Source organism: Bacillus sp. 005/A4HT-01/001 (assembly GCF_004634445.1).
In the GTDB taxonomy this organism is placed as follows: Bacteria; Bacillota; Bacilli; order Bacillales; family Bacillaceae; genus Bacillus; species Bacillus altitudinis.
This window is the reverse complement of sequence record NZ_SEIZ01000005.1, coordinates 211595-231748: the sequence shown is the minus strand read 5'-3', so window position 1 is coordinate 231748 and position 20154 is coordinate 211595. Positions and strand designations below refer to the sequence as shown.

17 protein-coding genes are annotated in these 20154 nt (G+C 39.0%); 4 read left to right on the top strand and 13 right to left on the bottom strand.

Going from position 1 to position 20154, the window contains the following annotated elements:
• Positions 1 to 69 precede the first annotated feature (69 nt).
• From ES896_RS15825 to ES896_RS15810, 4 genes are all read right to left on the bottom strand, one after another.
• Positions 70 to 1110: an NAD(P)/FAD-dependent oxidoreductase gene (locus tag ES896_RS15825; RefSeq protein ID WP_024720272.1), complete on the bottom strand. Its 1041-nt coding sequence runs from the start codon at positions 1108 to 1110 to the stop codon at positions 70 to 72.
• A gap of 153 nt (positions 1111 to 1263) precedes the next feature.
• The gene (locus ES896_RS15820) at positions 1264 to 1893 is read right to left on the bottom strand and encodes a rhamnogalacturonan acetylesterase (RefSeq protein WP_135227017.1); all 630 of its coding nucleotides are present in this window, start codon (positions 1891 to 1893) and stop codon (positions 1264 to 1266) included.
• A 150-nt stretch (positions 1894 to 2043) separates the two neighbouring features.
• Complete coding sequence (locus ES896_RS15815) at positions 2044 to 2508, bottom strand: DUF6884 domain-containing protein (protein WP_024720270.1); 465 nt, start codon at positions 2506 to 2508, stop codon at positions 2044 to 2046.
• The gene (locus tag ES896_RS15810; protein ID WP_135227016.1) at positions 2505 to 3053 is read right to left on the bottom strand and encodes a VanZ family protein; all 549 of its coding nucleotides are present in this window, start codon (positions 3051 to 3053) and stop codon (positions 2505 to 2507) included. Before ES896_RS15810 ends, ES896_RS15815 begins: the two co-directional genes overlap by 4 nt.
• 174 nt (positions 3054 to 3227) lie before the next feature.
• On the opposite strand from ES896_RS15810, the gene ES896_RS15805 reads away from it, so the two are divergent.
• From ES896_RS15805 to ES896_RS15795, 3 genes are all read left to right on the top strand, one after another.
• Positions 3228 to 3806, top strand: coding sequence for a TetR/AcrR family transcriptional regulator (locus ES896_RS15805; RefSeq protein ID WP_035703724.1), 579 nt, complete (start codon positions 3228 to 3230; stop codon positions 3804 to 3806).
• Between the two features lie 80 nt (positions 3807 to 3886).
• The gene (locus tag ES896_RS15800; RefSeq protein WP_017358819.1) at positions 3887 to 4231 is read left to right on the top strand and encodes a DMT family transporter; all 345 of its coding nucleotides are present in this window, start codon (positions 3887 to 3889) and stop codon (positions 4229 to 4231) included.
• Positions 4232 to 4546, top strand: a complete 315-nt coding sequence (locus tag ES896_RS15795; protein WP_017366853.1) for a DMT family transporter — start codon at positions 4232 to 4234, stop codon at positions 4544 to 4546.
• Between the two features lie 40 nt (positions 4547 to 4586).
• Here ES896_RS15795 and ES896_RS15790 read toward each other — a convergent pair whose 3' ends face one another.
• The 4 genes from ES896_RS15790 to ES896_RS15770 form a co-directional block, all read right to left on the bottom strand.
• Positions 4587 to 5399 carry a leucine-rich repeat domain-containing protein gene (locus tag ES896_RS15790; RefSeq protein ID WP_135227015.1) on the bottom strand — a complete coding sequence of 271 codons (813 nt, stop codon included), beginning with the start codon at positions 5397 to 5399 and terminating at the stop codon, positions 4587 to 4589.
• Between the two features lie 414 nt (positions 5400 to 5813).
• Positions 5814 to 6140, bottom strand: a complete 327-nt coding sequence (locus ES896_RS15780) for a hypothetical protein (protein WP_135227029.1) — start codon at positions 6138 to 6140, stop codon at positions 5814 to 5816.
• A complete protein-coding gene (locus ES896_RS15775; protein ID WP_017358814.1) occupies positions 6133 to 6735 on the bottom strand; it encodes a class D sortase in 603 nt (200 codons plus the stop codon). The genes ES896_RS15780 and ES896_RS15775 overlap by 8 nt, the downstream gene beginning before the upstream one ends.
• Positions 6736 to 6756: 21 nt before the next feature.
• Complete coding sequence (locus ES896_RS15770) at positions 6757 to 12909, bottom strand: SpaA isopeptide-forming pilin-related protein (RefSeq protein ID WP_240688392.1); 6153 nt, start codon at positions 12907 to 12909, stop codon at positions 6757 to 6759.
• Between the two features lie 701 nt (positions 12910 to 13610).
• Here ES896_RS15770 and ES896_RS15765 point away from each other — a divergent pair.
• On the top strand, positions 13611 to 15119 hold the full coding sequence (locus ES896_RS15765; RefSeq protein ID WP_046526913.1) for an AcpB/EbpR/MafR family transcriptional regulator: 1509 nt from the start codon (positions 13611 to 13613) through the stop codon (positions 15117 to 15119).
• Between the two features lie 52 nt (positions 15120 to 15171).
• On the opposite strand, the gene ES896_RS15760 is transcribed toward ES896_RS15765, so the two are convergent.
• The 5 genes from ES896_RS15760 to ES896_RS15740 all read right to left on the bottom strand — a co-directional run bounded on the left by ES896_RS15760 (position 15172) and on the right by ES896_RS15740 (position 20147).
• Positions 15172 to 15453 carry a hypothetical protein gene (locus ES896_RS15760; RefSeq protein ID WP_017366847.1) on the bottom strand — a complete coding sequence of 94 codons (282 nt, stop codon included), beginning with the start codon at positions 15451 to 15453 and terminating at the stop codon, positions 15172 to 15174.
• A 370-nt stretch (positions 15454 to 15823) separates the two neighbouring features.
• Positions 15824 to 17098, bottom strand: a complete 1275-nt coding sequence (locus ES896_RS15755; RefSeq protein ID WP_057078320.1) for a hypothetical protein — start codon at positions 17096 to 17098, stop codon at positions 15824 to 15826.
• Between the two features lie 31 nt (positions 17099 to 17129).
• On the bottom strand, positions 17130 to 17699 hold the full coding sequence (locus tag ES896_RS15750; RefSeq protein ID WP_057078321.1) for a hypothetical protein: 570 nt from the start codon (positions 17697 to 17699) through the stop codon (positions 17130 to 17132).
• A gap of 239 nt (positions 17700 to 17938) precedes the next feature.
• The gene (locus ES896_RS15745) at positions 17939 to 18769 is read right to left on the bottom strand and encodes a DNA alkylation repair protein (protein WP_008341723.1); all 831 of its coding nucleotides are present in this window, start codon (positions 18767 to 18769) and stop codon (positions 17939 to 17941) included.
• A gap of 190 nt (positions 18770 to 18959) precedes the next feature.
• Positions 18960 to 20147, bottom strand: a complete 1188-nt coding sequence (locus ES896_RS15740; RefSeq protein ID WP_135227012.1) for an MFS transporter — start codon at positions 20145 to 20147, stop codon at positions 18960 to 18962.
• Between the last annotated feature and the right edge of the window lie 7 nt (positions 20148 to 20154).

Below are 20154 nucleotides of genomic sequence, written 5' to 3'. Positions count from 1 at the left end.
TTTCTCCTTCCATATAAAAAAGTGCTAAAATAAACCATTTTAGCACTTCAATGTCTGACTGAATGGTGATTATCGCGCTCCAGCCGTTTGTAATTCTTTGTTTTTCTCTTTAAAGCGTTCATTATGTGAAGACACGTACGCTACTTTTTCTGCTTCTGGTTCGATGTATAGCTTTGCGCTATTGAGTGCATTGACTCCATCAACAAACGTACCGGCAATTAAACGCACTTTACTTTTATGTGTGCATAAGTCGCCAACTGCATAGACGCCAGGTAAATTGGTTTCCATCTTTTCATTGACCTCGATGAGTCCCCACTCACCTTGCTTGAGTCCCCATTCTGATAGAACGCTTAAATCACCTTTCATGCCATGGTTGACGATGACAGCATCGGTTTCGATTCGTTCGATGTCGCCTGTTTCTAAGTGCTGAATGGTGACGGCTTCAATTTTGTCACCTTGACCATGAAGCTCTGTGAGTTCATGCGGTGTGAGAATGCGAGCACTAGATGCTTTCATGTTGGCGACGTTTTTTTCATGTCCACCAAACATATCACGACGATGCACAACGGTCACACTTTCAGCAATTGGAACGAGGGCATTGGCCCAATCAACAGCTGAATCTCCGCCTCCAGAGATGACCACCCGCTTTCCTGCAAACGTCTTTAGCTCCTGCACAGTGTAATAAAGGTTTGTTACTTCATAACGGTCTGCATGCTCGATTTCAAGTTTTCGCTGAACTGGAATTCCGTGACCCATCGCTAAGATGAGGGTCTTTGTCAAATGACGATCGCCATTTTCAGCCGTCAGCAGGATATGACCATTCTCATCCCGCTCGAATTGTGTGATTTTTTGATTCAACGCAATCTCTGGTTCAAATGTTTTCGCCTGCGTTTCTAACTGCTGAATCAGCTGTTCACCTCTTGTTGGCGGCAAACCACCCACATCCCAAATAACTTTTTCAGGATAGAGGAGGATTTTTCCGCCAAGGCTTTCGTTATACTCCAGTACCTTCGTCTTTAAATCCCGCATCCCGCTATAAAAGGCGGTGTACATTCCTGCTGGACCGCCGCCAATAATGGTGACGTCAAACAATTCAAGCTGATCTGTCATTTGAGTCCCTCCGTTTTTTCATTGAATGATCTATTTATCATTGATATTGATTCTCATTATCATATGTACCTATTGTAGTCTACTCTGGTGAAGGGAATCAATAGCTTTCTGCAAAAAAAGAACAGGACGAGCGCTTTCTCGTCCTGTCAGCCATCACACAATCGTTAATCCAAGGTCCTTTAATTCCAGCGAAACAAGTCTTGCAATCGCATCTGCTCCTTCTTTTGTAAAGTGCGTGCGATCCTCTATGCCTGTTGACAGCATAAAGTAAGAAGTCGTTTTCTCTATGCCGGAAATTTGATAAAACTGAAGGCTTGCCGTATTTAAATCTACAAGAAGGACTTCTTCTTCATCAGCTAGTTCTTTCATCGCGGCACAGTAATCAGGGAAATCGTTGATATATTCTCCGTCTTTTTCATGAAAGCGGCCGACTGGCGTTAATAAAAGCGGTGTAGCTCCTTTCGCTCTTGCTCCGTGAATATATTGAGACAAATAGCTTTTATACGTTGTGAAAGGATCTGTATGCCGTTCGGGCTTCTCCGTTGAAGCATCATTGTGCCCCATTTGTGTAAACAGCCAGTCCCCAGGCTGAATGTCAGCCAATATTTTATCAAGCCGTCCTTCTTCAATGAATGTTTTTGAGCTTCTTCCACCGATTGCGCGGTTGTCGACGCTCACACCCTGCGCTGTGTAGCGATGTAAAAACTCTCCCCATCCTCCTTGAACAGGACGATCTGGATAAGATGCAACGGTTGAATCACCAGCTAAATAGATGGTTGTCATGTTCATACGCCTCCTTTTTCATCTAGCCACTCTAATAAGCGATGCGGACATCCAAGTGGCTGCTGAAAAGATATGAAACAATCAGCATCGCTACTTCATTCATTCTCTTTTTAATGATCAAAACCCTGCTTACCGGTAGATGTGAATACGTTAAATATGCGGCGGAAGTTCTACTTTTGTCTCAACAGCTTGCTTTAACGCCTGAAGCATATAGCCAATTCCTTTATATGGAGCCAGCGGATAAATCGCTGTCTGATGAGGAAGTAATAACGGATCGATCACCTTTCGATATTTCTTTCCACCTAGTATCACTAATTCATCATATGCAGTGAGATGTTTTTCATGAAATTGCTGACTTAGTGCTTCTCTTGTTATCTGATCAGTATGCGGTGTACCAAAAGCCACATCATAATTTTCATGAATAATATCATCTGCCTTTAAGAATCCATGCTTCGCTGAAATGATTAGATAGTCTGAAAAGAACGTTCGGGCATAGCTTTTCGTACGCTGATGCAGCGGACTTAAATAAACGAGGTTCGCCGGCTGGCTCCCTGCCTCTGGATGGACGTCCCACATTTTCTTCGCCCCACATGGAATGATACAAACTCGCTTCACTTGATTTTCTCCTTCCTTCGTTGATACATCCGATACAACATACAACCTAGCGCTGTGCCAAGTGTATTTAATAGAATATCATCAATATCGCTGCTTCTTGTAATCATACCAGATTGCGAGAATATCCATTGAAGCACTTCAATTATTGTTGACAAGAAAAAGCCAGCAAGAATCGCCTTTTGCCAGCGCAAGGTTCGGAATGCTTGATAAAGAAAAAAACCAAGTGGCACAAATAACAAAATGTTCCCTGCCAAATTTAAAAAAACAAGATTGGGATAGCCATGATGATAGGCATGGAGATTTTGATAAATGGACTGCAAAGGCATGAGGTTGACACTCACCTGATCCCTTGGAGCGGAAAAACGATTAGGAAAGACCGTCAAATATAATAAAACATTTGTATACATAAATAGACAGGCAAAAACGATTTCAGTTCGTAAATAGATAAATCGTTTTTGTTTTTTCGCCTGTCTGTATCTCATATGTAAATAAAGCGGGACGAGCAAGAGAAAATAAGTCATGGAAAACATCGCACTGAATGTCATACAGAGAGCTGCCCCTTTCTCACATCATGCTTGACCATATTTACAGCTTATTCAGGCCTGCCCGCATCTATTCATCACTTATTCTCCTATTCAATGACGAGAAACCCATATTGACAAATCGTCATTTTTCCGCTAAACTGACTGACATTCAGTCATTTTAAGGTCGGTGATCCTGTGTCAAAACGAGAAAAAATTATGCTTGCTGCGATTGATGCCTTTAAAGAGAAGGGAATTGAAAAGACGACCATATCGGATATTGTGAAAACAGCAGGAGTAGCGCAAGGAACGTTTTATTTATATTTTCCTTCAAAGCTTTCCGTCATGCCTGCTATCGCTGAACATCTGATCGCACAGATGGTGCCTGCGATCGAAAAGGAATTAACTCAGCATGCGGATGTACTTGATCAAGCAGATGCGCTAGTTGAATTTATTTTCTCTTTTACAAGACAATACCGTGATGTCCTTGCCCTGACCTACTCAGGTTTAGCTGCCACCGAGCATCTAAAGGAATGGGAAGATATTTATGAACCGATTTACAAATGGGTCGCTGCTTTTTTAGAAAAAGCTAAGCGGGACAAAAGAGTCCGTGCGAACTTGAACTGTCAATATGCTGCGAAATTCATTATCGGTTTACTTGAATCATCAGCTGAGCAAATGTACTTATTTACAGAAACAGATACAGAAGAGGTTCTGATTCAAAAACGAGAGGTCAAGCAATTCCTTCTTTACGCACTCGGCATAGAGACACCTTAACTTAGTACAGCACTTGCTGTACGCTCTTTTTTGGCTTCAAAATGACGAATCGTCAGTTTTAAGTTTTAGGAGGAAATACGATGAAAAAAAGCTGGATGTATGTTGCACTCACATGTTTATTTGAATTACTTTGGGTGTTTGGTTTAAATAAAGCAGATGCTGTGTGGGAGTGGGCGATCATTATCTGCCTGATCCCGGTTGATTTTTATTTTCTAATGAAAGCCTGCGAGAAGCTGCCGACAGGGACCGTGTACGCCGTGTTTGCCGGAGTTGGAACGATTGGTACGTCTTTAATGGATTATGCGCTGTTCGGCGGTTCGTTTTCATTAGAAAAGCTTTTATTTATGGGTATTTTAATTCTCGGAATTATTGGACTGAAGGTGTCTGATGGAGATGCACATGAGCAGAAAGGAGAAGCGGTATAAATGGGCTGGTTTTTTGTACTGTTGGCCTCTGCCTGTGAAATTGGCGGAACCATTGGTCTCAATATGTTTAGTAAGAAAAAGCAACTCACGACAGGCATGTTATTTGTCGGCGGATTTGCCTTATCCTTTTTGTTTTTGTACGCCTCGTTCTCTTCCGTTCAAGTCTCCGTTGCCTATACGGTTTGGATTGGACTTGGAACAGCGGGTTCTGTCTTGTTTAATATGATTCTATTTAAAGAGCCGAAAAACATGATTCGTATCCTCAGCTTGCTGCTGATTGTGATTGGCGTCGTTGGGCTGAAGTTATTTGCGTAATAGAAAAAGCAATGGAATAGATTATCCATTGCTTTTTAAGTTAATTTTTATACTTTTCTTGGTACGCTTTAAATTGTTTTTCGTATTTTTTCAACTTTTCCCCATCGACTTTTGAATTTATTTTCGGTTTCCGCTTTCCAATTACCATTACATCTTTATCTACAATAGGACTTGATAAAAAGATGTATGGTGCAAAACGATCACACTTCGTATGTGGAAGGGTGACGGATAATCTAGCGTATTCTTCTGTCGGGAATTGGTTTGAAATGTCAAGTTCCTTGAGTCCCTCTAATGCCGATATTGGCTCTAAAGACTCGTCCTTCACTTTTATATTTGATAAGCACAGATATTTTAAATGTTTGAGGTATCTTAAAGGTTGTAGAGTATTTAAGTTTAATGTATTCCAAATCCCACCTGACAATTGCAACCATTCTAAACCAGTGTTTTTTTGCAAAGGAGCTATGTCATTCAACTTTGAAAAATCTGTTAAGGATAAAGATTTTAAAAAAGTGTTTTTTGATAGATCCCATAAACTTTGTGCCTTTGTATTCCATTCAAGTGACAATACCTCAACATCTTGAAGAGAACTGATGATTGATAAATCTTCTACTCTCAGTTCACGCATATAGAGCATTTTGGGATTAACTAAGCTCAAGATCGCATTGAATTCCTTTTGGCCCACTTTGTAAATCCACAATTTCGTCAGGTTAGAAAAAGAGTTCAACCTTTCAATATTTTTTGTTTTTCCTGTGATTACTAACTCAGTGGCATTTTCATCTACATCGGCTAAATCATGAACAGCTTCTGGTCGTGCATCATGACGAAAAATATATTCAGGGTCTTCTTTAAACATTCTTTTACCTCCACACCTACTAATGATGGATATCTAAATGAATTTTATCAGAAGTTTGGAGTCAAAACTTGATTCTTTCCGATATTTTTGCCGAAGAAATAGAGGAAGGGATAAAAACTAGATGATCTTCTTTGTCCGTTTAACCACAATCCGCCGATGATTACGTCTGTTTTCAATCCATTTTATAAAATCTTTTTCATCTAAAATATGGAGCAACAACATATCAACGACTTCGCTTTCACTATACTCCATATATTCTGCACAGGTCTTGACGATAGCTCGTACTCTTTCATATAAACAAATAAAAGAACTCCAATTCATAGACGAATTAGAGTCCTCATTATATGACTAATACAATTTTCCCACCTTAAAACCGAACCCGTTCATTAAAGATCTTGCTTTTTTATTTCTCGTTTAATGTGGATCATGCTGCTCAAGCAAGAGATCCATTGCGTAAATCGATTCGCCTTTTTCATCCAATAAAAAGTACACAATCAAAGGCTCTCCAAAGGACCCTGTCTGCTGCGTGAACAAAACACATGTGAATTTTTCAATACCTATCGGAATCTTCCTTCTTAATAAAGGATGAAGAATAGGCGAAGTCCGAATTGTATCTATATCCACATCCCAACGTTCGTTTTTTAAAGTGGGATAATGCTCTACTAACAATTGGTGTAACATGTCGGTCGTGAACGCTGCTTTTCCAGCATACCCATCATCTATTATGTTGGTGTTATACATCCGAAGGTTGCTTATCCTTTGAAGCATTGATTCGTATTCCTTTTAAGACAAATCGTTTCTGGCCATCAAGAGTACAAGTGATCAATGTCAGTTCATTTTTCCCGCGATCCTTTAGTACATCAACATCCGTCGGTTCTATCGTAGCAGAGCTGACAATTTTATATTCGTATGTTTCTGCTTGATGATGTAAGACGACTTTTTCTCCTTTAGGCACCTCTGGCAGCTGCCGGAAAAGCCGGTCGCCTCTATACCCTCTATGGCCTGCAATCGTGAAATTTCCTTCACCTGGCATTTGATGAGATTTGATTTGAGTCAGTGCAATACTTAAATTTTCTTTTGTTGTAACAGGTAGCACTTTTTCATTTAAATCAATTGACGGGATCTCAAGCTCCATCGTATCTCGCAGGTCTTCTTCTGACACAGTTAAATGTGGAATAGAAGAAAGGGCATCACTGTCATTTTCTTCAATCATTTTCAATGCCTCTTCCATGGCTGCTGCCTCTTGAGACGTTCGCCACTCATATAGAAAAGGAACGGAGATGAGCATTAGTCCTGCGACCACCAAAAAGCTGCCTAATAAGGTTCTTTTTTTCATCAATACACTCGTTCCTTTCTTTTACTGAATGGTTCTTCTTCTGACTACAAGAAGAACAGATCCAGACACTACTAGTAAAATCCCTGCATAAATCAAATAACGAAGCCATTCTTCCCCAGTCTTTGGCAATTCACCGTTTGAGTCATGAGGCGGATGTTGATCCCCTTGATCTGAGACTGGAGGATTCGTGTGGTCCTCTTCATTCTTCATTGGAGCATTTTTCACAATCAATGTCTTGATCTCCACTTCGCCCATTTGAATTGTAAAAGCGATTGGTTTTTTTAACGCTACATAACCATTTGGAGCTTTCGTCTCTGTGAGTGTATATTCACCAGGTTTAAGCCCTTTGACAATGGCTTCTCCGTCTTTTCCTGTTGTCACAGATTTGATGATTTTCCCTGCTTTTGTACGAATGTCAAAAGCTGCACCTTTTAAGGTTCTATCAGTCTGCTGGTCTACCTTTATGATACGCAGACTTCCTAAAATCAAGTGATTCTTCGCTGTTACTTGAAGAGGCTTCTGCTGATTTTTCTCAATCGTAAACCGGATCGGCTGATCATCTAATTCATAGCCGTGAGGCGCTTTCGTTTCAACGAATTGATATTCTCCCGGTTTTAGATCGTTGATGTGAAGCTTTCCTTTTTGATCCGTTACAAGTGATTTCTTCAACGTTTTCCCGTCTTTACTCTGAAGAGCAAACTCTGCGTTTTCCAACGTGTGTCCTTCAGCATCCACTTTGGTCAGTTCCACTGCTCCCGGCGTCAGTTTGTTGATCATTTCTACTTTTGCTGGTTTGTCTTGACCTAAACGAATCGTAAATGAGACAGGTGTCTGATCCAATTCATAGCCGGCAATGCTTGCTGTTTCGACAAATTGGTAGGTTCCTGGCTTCAGTTGATCGACTGTCAGTTGACCGTTTTTGTCTGTCTTTAAGTCTTTCTTCACACGCTGATCGTGCGCATCAATCAGGTCAAAGGTCACGCCAGCGAGCAATTGACCATCCTCCCCTTTTTTCTGAAGCTTTACCGCACTTGTCGTCCGAATATTTTCTTTTGTCACTTTCACCAGTTGATTTGGATTGAAATCAATCTTGAAGTCTACTGGTTCTGCATCAAGTTGATGTCCAAAAGGAGCCTTCGTTTCAACCAATTGGTAAGCGCCTGGTTTCAAATCGTTGACAGTGATGATGCCTTTTTCGTTGGTTGTTAAACCTGACATCAATTCTTTACCATCATCATTGAAAAGGGTAAATTCTGCGCCTTTCAATCTTTCTTGTTCTTCCCCTATTTTAGTTAGTTCTACAGAACCTTTCTTGAGCTGATTGATTGCCTCCACTTGAATCAAGTCTTTTTGACCTAATTCAACTTCAAAGACAAGTGGTTTCGCACTCAATTCATAGCCTTCAAGACTCTTTCTTTCAACAAATTGATAGGTTCCAGGTTTAAGACCTGTGAAGGTAATCTTTCCATCCTGATTGGTTGTAATTCCTTCTCCTCCTGCCACAATCTTTCCTTTGGCATCAGATAGATCAAAGACAACCCCTTCTAATGATTTCCCATCTTCACCTTTTTTGTGTAACAGCACTCCGCCAGTTGTGCGGCTATTTTCTTTTGTCACACTGACCAGCTTCTCAGGGTTAAATGGAATAGCAAAAGTGACAGGTGTTTCGTCAAGCTCATGACCGAATGGCGCCTTCGTTTCAACAAACTGATAGGTTCCAGGTTTCAGATCGTTGACGATGATCTTCCCGTTCTCATCTGTGACAAGACCTGTTTTTATCTCTTTTCCATTTGCATCTACTAGCTTGAATTCTGCTCCTTCAAGCACATCATTCTTTTCACCGAGTTTCGTGAGCTGGACAGCTCCAGTTTTGAGATCATTGATCACTTTGATCTCTGCCGGTTTTTTTTGTGCGATTTCGATGGTAAACGGATAAGGTTTATTTTTCTTTTGGTAACCATCAATACTCTCTGTCTCCACAAGCTGATATTTGCCCGGTTTGAGGTCATCGACCAACAGCTTCCCATCTTCATCTGTTGTCAAATCTTTACGCACGACTTTGTCATTTTGATCCAAGACTTCAAATCGAACATCTTGAAGCTTCTTGCCATCTTCCCCTTCTTTCATCACTTCTAATGCACTTGTTTCATAGAGGTTCTTTTGTGAAATGATGACTGGTTCTTTTGGATCGAGTGGTACTTCAAATGTGATGGGTGTTTCATCTAATACATAACCGTCTGGTGCGTTTGTTTCGATGAGCTGATACGAACCCGGTCTTAGTTCATTGATCGTGATCTTGCCATCTTTTCCTGTGACAAGCGCACCATTTAGCTCATGCCCATCTTGATCTAAGAGCTTGAACTGTGCACCTTCTAGTCTCTCTCCGCCTTCACCTATTTTGCTCAATTCTGCAGAGCCTTTGATGATGTCATTTACTGCGGTGACAACCGTTGTTTCTGTTTGATTTTCTTTAATGGTGAACGGCCATTTTTGCTGATTTAATTGATAGCCTTTCGGTGCGTTTGTTTCAACAAAATAATAGGAACCTGGCTCAAGATGTTTGAATAGGATTTCTCCTTTTTCATCCGTTTTCAAATGGGTTTGGACGGTATCTCCAGATTCATTTTTCAGTTCAAATTCTGCATTTTCTAATGCCGCACCCGTTTCTTTGTCTTTTTTCGTGAGCTTCACATGCTGGCGGATTTCTTGGTTTTGCACCGTCATGCTGTTTCCTATTTTCGTTTGATCTCCTGATTCGTAAGGCTGATCAATCGTGACATTGATCGGTTCCTTCGTTTTCAAATAACCATCAGGTGCTTTCTCTTCTGTCACGATATAGTCACCATACAGAAGACGATCAAATCGAAGAGCTCCTTCTTCATCTGTTGTCTTTGTTCCAATGACGATACCGCTCGCAGCATCTGTCAGAGAAAAGGTTGCTCCTTTTAGCGCTTTTCCACCACTCGCATCTACCTTTTTAATGGTTAAAGCGCCAATCGCTCCTGTGCCATCTCCCATGCCAGCGGTACGTTTGACCACAATTGAGGCTTCGGATTCCTTTTTGATTTCTTTTACATTTTCACCTCTAAACGTTACTTCGTTTTGAAGTGTACTTCCCACCTTATCTAAAATGAGAGATTGGTATTCTAAAATATAGGGTCTCGTGATTTCTTCTTTAAATTTGATTTGAAAAGAATCTGGATCGAATTCAAGGTCTAGTTCATAATCCTTCCCTTTTTCAAGCTCATCCTTTTTAGTCACTTGCCCTTTTTCATCTATTGTTGTCGAATACAGATGAAATGAGTTTTCTATTATGGCTTGATTACTGCTCGGATGGTCTATAATCGTCGCATCTTGGACTGTTGATTGACCAAAGTTGATATTCAGTTTCCAATCAATGACTTTCCCTTGTTGATTTCCTGACTTGCTCGTGTATTTCCCTCCATTTGGAATGGACACCACAGCATTCACGTCTGATTCTTTCGTCTTCCCATCATAAAGGGTCGCTTTATTTTCGTAGGTTTTCTGTACTAAATCCATTCCTTCAACACTTGTTTGATACGTGATTTTGTATGGGGAATCAATGGCATGTTTGAAAATGACTTCGAAGCCTGATTCTCCCTTTTCATTTTCAAGGAATTTGATGTCATAATGTTCTTTCGCTAATACTTCTTTTTCTTCCGCACCATTTTCCCCGCCTTGTAAATCAAGCGAGTAGACGATAATTGAATCTTTAAGCAAACGCTGATTTCCTTGAATGAAATCCTCGATTTTCGCCTCTTCTAGATGCTTCAAATTATAGTTCACACCGATATTCCATGTGATCTCTTTTTTCTTTGCATCATATGTTCCATTCTTGAACCCATTGGACTGCGTGTATGTGTCAGGCGTAAAGACAGATTGGTTTTCCTTCGTCAAATCCTTGCCATCTTCATTTACCCATTCAAGTTTTACATGGTTACGCAAGTTCTTTTGATCTTTATCTGCTCTTTTTTCATAATCAAAAGACGTTGTATATGTGATAGTATGTTCTGTCTTGATTTCTTTCGTAAATTGAATATCAAATCCATTTGCATGTTCAACGATTTGATAATCTGTGCCTTCTTCAAGCACTGTATTACCTGTCGTCACTTTTAAACTATCTTTTTGCAGCGTCAATCCTTCGTTTGTAAACGTATCTTTTAATATCACGTTGTTCATGGTTTGTTGATCTTTGTTGAAGATGATACGCCATGGAATGGTCTTGTTCTTGTAATCCGGTGTTCCGTGGTCTTTCGTTAGGATTTGCTGATCAATTCTTTGCTTCCCTTGTTCGCTCTCTTTGCCAGCTGTTACAGTATTGATAATGTCTTCAGCTTCGAAAATTCGCTCGGTTGCTTTTGTTTGATATGTGATCAGGTAAGCCGAGTGGATATCTTGATTGAATTGCAAGGTAAACCCGTTTTGTTCATCCTTTTTTTGAGGTTGAACCACATAATCTTCAAACGCTTTTGTTCCTGATTCTTTGCCATTCTCATCAATTGTGACTTCTTTGACTTGAATTGAGTCAGATATTAGCGCCTGTGTGCCGTTAAAGAAGTCTTCTATCAAAGCATCCTTTTGAGCCAGCTTTTTTTCGTTATAGTTATACCGAATTTCCCAAGTAATCGTTTGTGTGACTGGATCGTAGTGGGCGGCTTTTTTATTTAAAGGGCTGCCTCTTGTCACATTCACGGTTCCTTCTGCTGAACTAATCTCTTTATCAGCAGAGACAAGGGAGGCTTTATTACGAAATGCAGACTGATCTTGATTCGTAATGTCCGTTTCATACATTAAACGGTAAGCGAGATGCACGTCATCTTTAAATTCGATCGTGAAATCTTGACCATCTGCTGTTTGGCCGATGGTGTAGTGATTTTCGTCAAGCAGCTGTCCAAGCGATGTTTCACCATTTAGCTTTGTATCTACACGATAAAGCTTGATTGAATCTTTTTTTAACGCTTGACCTTCTTGAATCGGATCTAACAGTTTCGCTTGTTTGACATCATCTAAGTCCATATTAAAATCGACTGTCCATTGAATGGTTTCAGCATTGTAAGATCGATTGGGTTCTCCCTTTTTAGAGACATTTGGACCATTTGGAATGTATTGAATCGGAATCGATATCGTATCTTTGCCTTCAATCGGGGTAATCACCACTTCTTTTTCTTCAGTGATCACTGTTTGTTTATCTAATTGTGTCCATACTTGAAGTGTTCCTTGGATATTTGAATATTGTTTAATAAAATCTGTGAACTCGATGGAGGCATTTCCGCTTTCATCTACAGAAAAATAACCGATGATCGATTGATTAAATTTCATCTCGAGTCGATCGATTTTTTCGTAAATGACTAATTCCTCTGGAACCTTGAAATGGAATTCATCCCCGCCATTATAGTTATGACCATTCGGGATGGCCCACTTATAGTTAATGGAAATCAGTGAGTTGACGTCAGGCTTATCAACTGAATTACCTTCCTGATCTTCAAAAATTAATTTGGCATCAGTAAGGAGATTTTCTTGTATCTGCATTTGTTTTGAAACACTTTGCAGCCCTACACGCTTAGACACGTTCACTTTGTTTTTTAGTAACTCATCTTCATCGCTTTGTGTCTTTTGAACAGTTTCTTGATTGTTAGCAGCTTTGTCTTTCTCCGATGAGGTTGAATCATCTTTTGAAAGATTTTCTTTATGCTCATTTTGCTTTGTTTTCTCTTTTTTCTCAGCTATACTGGTGACGTCAATATCTATAGATCCTTCTAAATTCGGATCAAGCTCAATATCCTCATTGAATGTGACAGTCACTTCATTTTGTTTTGAAACGGTATACTCACCAACAGGGATGTCATCGACAGTAATGAGTTCTTTCTGCTCCTTCTCTACCTGCATGACTGAAGGAAGAGAGAGAATATACGGATATTGCTTTTTGAGATCAATTCCTTTAATAGACCAATGCACAATGGCCTTTCTAACTTGCTGATCTTCTATGTTTGATAACTTGTTGCCTTCGCTATCAGCAAACTCAATATTCACATAAATATTCTCTTGAATGTCTTTAGCTTGTGCCCCTGCTAAAGGCAAGATTCCTAATATACTAGACTGTATGACTAACACCGCAATGAGAGCCAATGACAATATTCTTTTCAATACATCCACCCTTTTCTAAAATTAATTTTCAACAATGATAAAAAAATCAGTTGTATACTGTCAGATCAATCACTCCGCTTCTGATCAAATATTTTCTAAAAAAAATGCACCTTAAGACCCTATGAATAAGATGAGTTGATCAATCATGAATTGAAAGGAAATCATGAGTAGTGGGAATAGTAACTAGATAGGGGTCTATAGAAATGGGGAATAGTGAGAGGGATCGTGAAAAGATTAAATGTGAATTTTTCTATTTATACTGGAACGAACAATAAATAATTAGTACATGCATATATAAGCATGTATTCACATATAGAACGTTCATATAAAACAAGCATGACTCATATGGTATGTATGGTGAGATAGTTCAGCATCATATAGATCGCATTCCTTCTACTCCCTTCCATATGGTAATCAAAAAGCCGATGCTTTTTATTCTTACTTTTACCGTTTGAGCAGCAAAAAAATAAACAAAATGATCCATTTTTATGGGATTCATGGCATACTTATCATCTTTTAAAAGAAAGATATGGAGAATTAGGGTATAACATTTGTTTTCGTCTAATTTTTTTCTCTTTTATCATGAAAAGTGAAGACAAAACGATTTAGCCTAAACATTAAAATCATTTTATGCCTATTTAGAAATTAAAATGTTCTTTAAGTGAACTTCATAATATAAAGGCAAGCCAAGGGAAGGAGTTAGTTGTTTAATGGAGCTCATTGATAATAAATCAAAGAGATGGATAAAAATTCTAAAACTGCTTGTATCAAAAGATAAGTGGTGGAGCCTTCAAGAGATATCGAATGAACAAATCGGTTCGGTTCGTGCCATTCAAAACGATTTAGAACAAATGAAGTCGTTCCAAACAGAGAACGGTGAGCCGTTAATCCGCATAAAGCCAAGACAAGGCATATCCATTTGTTATACACAGACGATACGAGTCGACTACTATATCAAAGAAATTCTAAAAGATACGATTGAAATTCGATTGATTGACGGCGTTTTCTTTGAACAAAACAGGTCTTTCTATGAATGGATGGACACGCTGAATATCAGTAGATCCACATTGTATAACACCATACATAAAATCAATTCGCTTCTTACCTCGTATGACATTGAGTTACGACCAGATAGTATGCAGTTCCATGGAAATGAGAAGGAGATTCGTCAATTTTTTGTGGAATTTTTGTTTGAAGTTTATGGAAGCAGGCTTTGGCCATTCGATGATATTCAAAAGCAAGATGCAGTTGATTTTTTACAAAAGCTATTTCAGGTGCTCGAAGTCAATCTACCTGATGTGGCTTTAGATAAATTTTGCCTATGGCTCGCCGTTTCCATACACCGATTGAGGAAAAATTTTACCATACGACGCAATTATAGGTACTCAATGGATAAGGAAAAACAAACATCTACAGCTAAAGGTATCTATAAACAAATCAAAAACTTGGAAGAACACGTTTGCCAAATGACAAAGGACACTTTTGGTGTTACATTGGATCGTCACGAATTTGTCTTTTTATTATTGATTGAACCAGCTATTGGCCATTATAAATCAATTGAAACGGTCGAAGAAAAATTGACGTTCTTTCAATCGCATACACCACAGCTCTTTGAAGCCATTCATTCCTTTATCAATCAATTGGAGTTGATTTTTCATCAAGAGGTGGCTAATCGCAAGGCGATGACACTGATTCTTCTCCAATATTATGTGTATTCTAGGGAAATTACCGTAAGAGATGGATTCCTTTTCAAAAAGAAATCGAGTTATTTATCAGAGGTAAAAAAACAGCTTCCTTACTTCTATTCGAGGATTACTCATATCATCCAAGAGTTAAAAACAGACGATATACTCGCTTCTTTTGTGAAAAATGAACGAGAATTGATTCGTATCATTACTTCTAACTGGAGAGGGCTTGTTCATTTGGAAATGGATCGGAGAAACGTGTTGAACATTTTTGTCATTTCAACATTAGGTTATAATCATAGTTTGTTTATTGCGGATTTAATTAAATTAAGATTGCCTCCTCTCATTCATATTTTCACAAGTCCAGAAAATACATTAAATGAACTGACAATGGATCGACTTGGGATTGATATGATTGTGACCGATACTGAGCTTCCTCATCAATTAGGACGGTCTACGCTGCTGATCAGCTCTTTTCCAACAAAGAAAGAATTGGACAACTTGCAATCAAGATTGGTTGATATGACAAACTAAGTTTCACCAAAAAAGCTGCTGAGACATGCTCAAGCAGCTTTTTGGTTCTGTATTAATGAAGCACGATTTGTTCATTCATCAAATCAATGGCGTAAAGCGATTGCCCATATTCATCTAATAAAAGGTATACTTTGAGCGGGGCAGTGGTTTGATCTGTTTGCTGCGTGAATAGGACACAAGTGAATTTTTCAATCCCATCTGGCAGCTTGCTTTTCAGAAAAGGATGAAGAATAGGAGAGATTCGAAGGGTATCAACATCTTTTAGCCAAAGCTCATCTTGTAACGCAGGATAATGGTCAACCAAAAACTGACGAAACACTTCCAATGTACTCAAGGTAGATATCCTCACTTTCTTCTAACTTGGCTTCAAACTCACCTAAAAACAAACGGAACCAACTCATCATATGATCTCGGTACACGTATTTTCGCATACGGCTTGAGACATGATCATTCACTTTTTAGACTTGATACTGTAGATCAACTGTACTGTCACGAATGTTTAATATGTATAACGTTTCCTATGTCTTCTCATTGACTCCACCACGAATCCAAACAATGGACCTATGATCATATTCTTACCTGTTTTCTTTCGTGATGAAACGACAACTTCCTGCTACAATATTCCATTTTTCTGCAAAAAAGAGGGAGATGGGACAAAAAAAAGAACAGCACTGACTGTTCTTTCAATAGCGTAAAGTGCCAATTCAAATATCCTGTAAAGGAATGACTTCCCCGCTCACTGCATCCACTCCATCATGACAATCTAGTTTTCCACATAAGACATACTGCTTTTCTGTAAAATCATATACATAGATGGGGGTCAGCTCTAACCGATCTTTTAATTTTTCGAAGGCTTCTTGTTTTGTCAGGGTGATTTCGCCAGGGGGGTGGAGTTCATCCAACATGCCACACTCCTTAAACATTTCTTTTCTATCTATGTAATTAACGGCTTCAAATGTAAGGGCATCAATGAATATCAAGATTTTATCTGTAAGCAAGCTTTTCTCTTGTCTATTTGCTTTTACTGTTGCATGAATGTAATGATCACGATGAAGAGAAATGCAAACCCATTTTCCGGTGTCGTTAGGATATTCCTGACTCAACAATTTTTGAACTGCTTTCAAACACTTATCTTTTTCTTCCTCTGTTATGGGCATTGTATCTGGTGAGGGTTCAATTGAAAAGGCTTGATCATCTGAGATGTCTTCTTGAATATTTAATTCCTTTCTTACAAAAGGTTCAGTTATTGGTTCATCCCATTTGATGATTTGGTTGATATTGAGACATTGATGTTCCTGTATCGTACCTTCAAACGGGAGGATTCCGGTTCCATCATTCTTTACATACACTTCTTCTAACGCATAAATTGGACGAATTTTATTCTGATCAAAAGAAGGCCATTCGATTCGTTGCACTTGCTGAAGGGCTAAGCTTTCAATCTTCTCAATGAGCAGCGTATATTTTTCAGCCCTGTGCTTTTTTATAGAAACAAATGGGCCGTGAAGAACAAAGTAAATGAGTTGTCCATGTTCATCCCATTTCACATCAATCATGCCCGAAGGGGTCACTGGTACACCAGCAATTTTTTCTTCAAAAATAAGCTCCCCTTTCTCCTCTTTATGCAAGTGAAAGTGCTCTCCATATATCAACCCTGTTTCTTGTTCAATCCATTTGATGGCGTCATTCTGGCCGCTATCAAAGCACACACCCTCCTTTGCATATGTTTTACCCCTGACAAAAACAGCACTCTCAACCTTTCCTGTATTCAAATTCACTTCTATCACGGCTGTGCCATCCGGATTTAAATCTTCGTCCACAGGTGCCGTTTGATGTGGAGGAAACCATTCCATACACAATTTATAAATTGTTTCATTAAACATATTCACATTTCGGTAATACTCGTAGTTTTTTAAACGATAATCATCTAAGCCGAACTTCTTTCTTGTATCATCTATTAGATGCTGTAGAGTTTCATTCATTTGTTTCACCTCAATCTGTTAAGTGATTATCTTATGGAAGGACGAATATGACGATAAAGCCGAATAGGATGATAGCTGATAAAAGGCCTAAAACCAAACCCATCATATTTGATTCCTTTGTATACCCTTTTAATTCGTGTTCCTCAGTAGATCGATCAATTTTTCTAAAGCGAAAAAGCATGCTTACATTCATAATAACTAGAAACATAGCCACTAAGAAAAATAGAAATGCAGGTTGTATTTCAAAGAATGGGTTCGTTACATCTCGGAAGCTAAATGACTGAAAAAACATCAGACCACTCAACACTACTCTCGAAATATTTTCTGTTCTCTGTTCTTTCTCCCACTCTTTTCCTAACTTCTCTTTTTCATAGATAGCTACCTGCTCAAAAATGGGAATGATAGATTTTGTTGATTTCCTTTTAAAAAATCCTAAAATACTTTGAAAGAGCATGACAATTCCTAGACAAAAAAACAAATGAGTTAATTGAATATGTAAGAATTGAAAAAAGATTGAAAACGTCACGATCATGATGCCAGCTATTAAATTACATGTGACTAATTGGTTTGTTCTCATTTTTTTCAGTGCTACTTGTTCCATACAATACTCCTCTCCGTCTCTATTGGTTCTAATAAAAGCTCTATCTGTACTACGTTTTTATCGAAAAAATGTTTCAATATTTTTCCTTTCTATTGTGAATTTGGTTTTTCACACGAAAAAAGTAAAGAGTAATCCCCTTTACTTTTTCGCTTGCCTCTATGGGTTTAGTCCTATTCTCAAACCGCTGAATTGACTGCTTACTCATTTTCATGGACTGTCTAATCAGTTGATATTAGTGTTTAAAAATTCCCCTTCACAATCGTTCTTTTGGCTTTCTTGACAATTCTGCTAGTTGCTTTTGTATCAGAATCTTTTAACCACTGTTCACACAGGGTTATGACCCAATTTGGTTGTGTTTTACTAGCGTCATTGAGCCAGTTTCCTACAGAATCTTGAACATATGTTGATGGATCAGATTTGAGCAAGTCTAGAATAGGCTGTGCCCTCATTGGCTCTTGTTTTAATGACTCAATATGCTTTGTCCAAACACCTCTTGGGCGAATAGCTTCTACTGAGAATCGGCGAATATTTTCATCTTTACTTTTAGCCCATTCTGTTAAATGTTCTATACTTTGATCGAGCTGATCCGTTAGGCTTTCTCTCACTGACATCCACGCAATTTCTCGAACTCCAAAATGAGGATCAGCTGCAAATGGTTGAATGTACGCCAATTTCTCTTCCAAAGTTGATAAACGGTGTTTGTTCATATAAGCAGCCCAACAGCGGACGCTATCAGATACATGGTGAGTAAACGCCTGTAGCACTTCCGTTTGTTTTTCCCCATTCTCTTTCTGTAACACTTCATCTAACAATTGACCGATGAGACGAATTGCTTTCATTCCAGACTCAGCCTTTTGTTGAGTGACATCAGATGATACATCGTCTAAATGATGGTCTAAACCAACGGATGGCAAAACATGATGTAATAACGTCAGATGATTGACAGCCAGCCATTCAGTTAAATTCACACTCTCTATTTTTCCTTGATTCAAAAGGAACAAGACGTCATGAGGGATATCAGTCCCCTTTCGAGCACCTTTTCGATTGATGATCTCTTCGCTTATTTGCATTTATTTTCTCTCCTCGTCTAGTGGTGCTTTTGTTTGATATTCATCGTTTTTAAAAGAAATATATGAATGCCTTCAATCTTTGGATATTGCCCCCTATTTTATCAAATAAATCACTTTACTGGTGCATTCTTCAAACCAAAAAGGAACTACCCGAAATAAGTAGTCCCTTCCATACAAAATTGAATTTAAGTTACCTTCCTTGCTCGATCACCTTCAAACGCATATGTTGAGAAAATCGGTCAAACGCCACCATGAGAATGGTCATGAGTAACGCAAGGAAAACCGTACCGGCGCTGAGCCAACTTAGGTTCAATACAGAGGTTCCGTTTAACACAATCCCCCCTACCCCCGAGCCTAAAGCAAATCCGAATTGAATAAATGATGTATTGACACTTAATGCAATATCAGGAGATTTCGGAACAAGGGTTACAAGATATAGCTGCTGAGCTGGTGATGTACTCCATGTTGCGATCATCCATATCATGATAACAGCCACCATGACCACGAGATTCCCTGTGACAAATGCTAGTAGCATGAGCATCATGATTTGCAAGATGATGCCAGAAAAAATCGTGAAGATGGGTCCTTTTTTATCTGCTGCCATCCCTCCAAGGCTTGATCCCAAAAAGCTGCATATTCCCGCTAGTAATAAAATGCCACTGATTTCTGTGATGCTTAGGTTGGCTGATTTTTGGAGGAAAGGCGTTAAATAGGTAAATAAAGTCGAATATCCCCCTACATAGAATAACGTGACTGCCACTGCAAGCAATATTCGCTTGTCTTTTAAAATCGATAATTGCATACGAAGCGTCACCGGTTCTTGTTCTTTCATAGAAGGGATCCGCCTATACACCACAATTAGCGGAATAAGCGTGATCACTCCAATGGCTGCGAATAATGCTTTCCATCCGATCATACTGCTTAGAAATGTCCCGATTGGAACGCCTAAAACCAAGGAGCTGCTTAATCCCATTAAAATGATGCCAATCGCTGTTCCTCTTTTTTCTCGTTCCACAAGACGAGTTGCCACAGCCATTGCCACTACAATCGCCGTTCCCCCACTGATTCCTTGTAAAATTCTTGTGATCATGACCATTTCAAACGAATGGCTGATACTTGTGATAAAGTTACTTAAAATAAAAATGATCAGCGCCCATGTTAATATTTTTCTGCGGTCCATATTGATGGTTAGTGCAATGACAATCGGTGCGCCGATTGCTGCTGAGAGCGCTAAGGATGTGACCAATAAACCAGCAGTAGACGTTGTGACATGTAAATCATGTGCGACCATTTGAATAATCCCTGTAATGATATATTCGATTGTTCCGATGAAGAAGGCTGCTAAAGAAAGTAAATAAACAACGACTTTATTTTTCATCGTGACG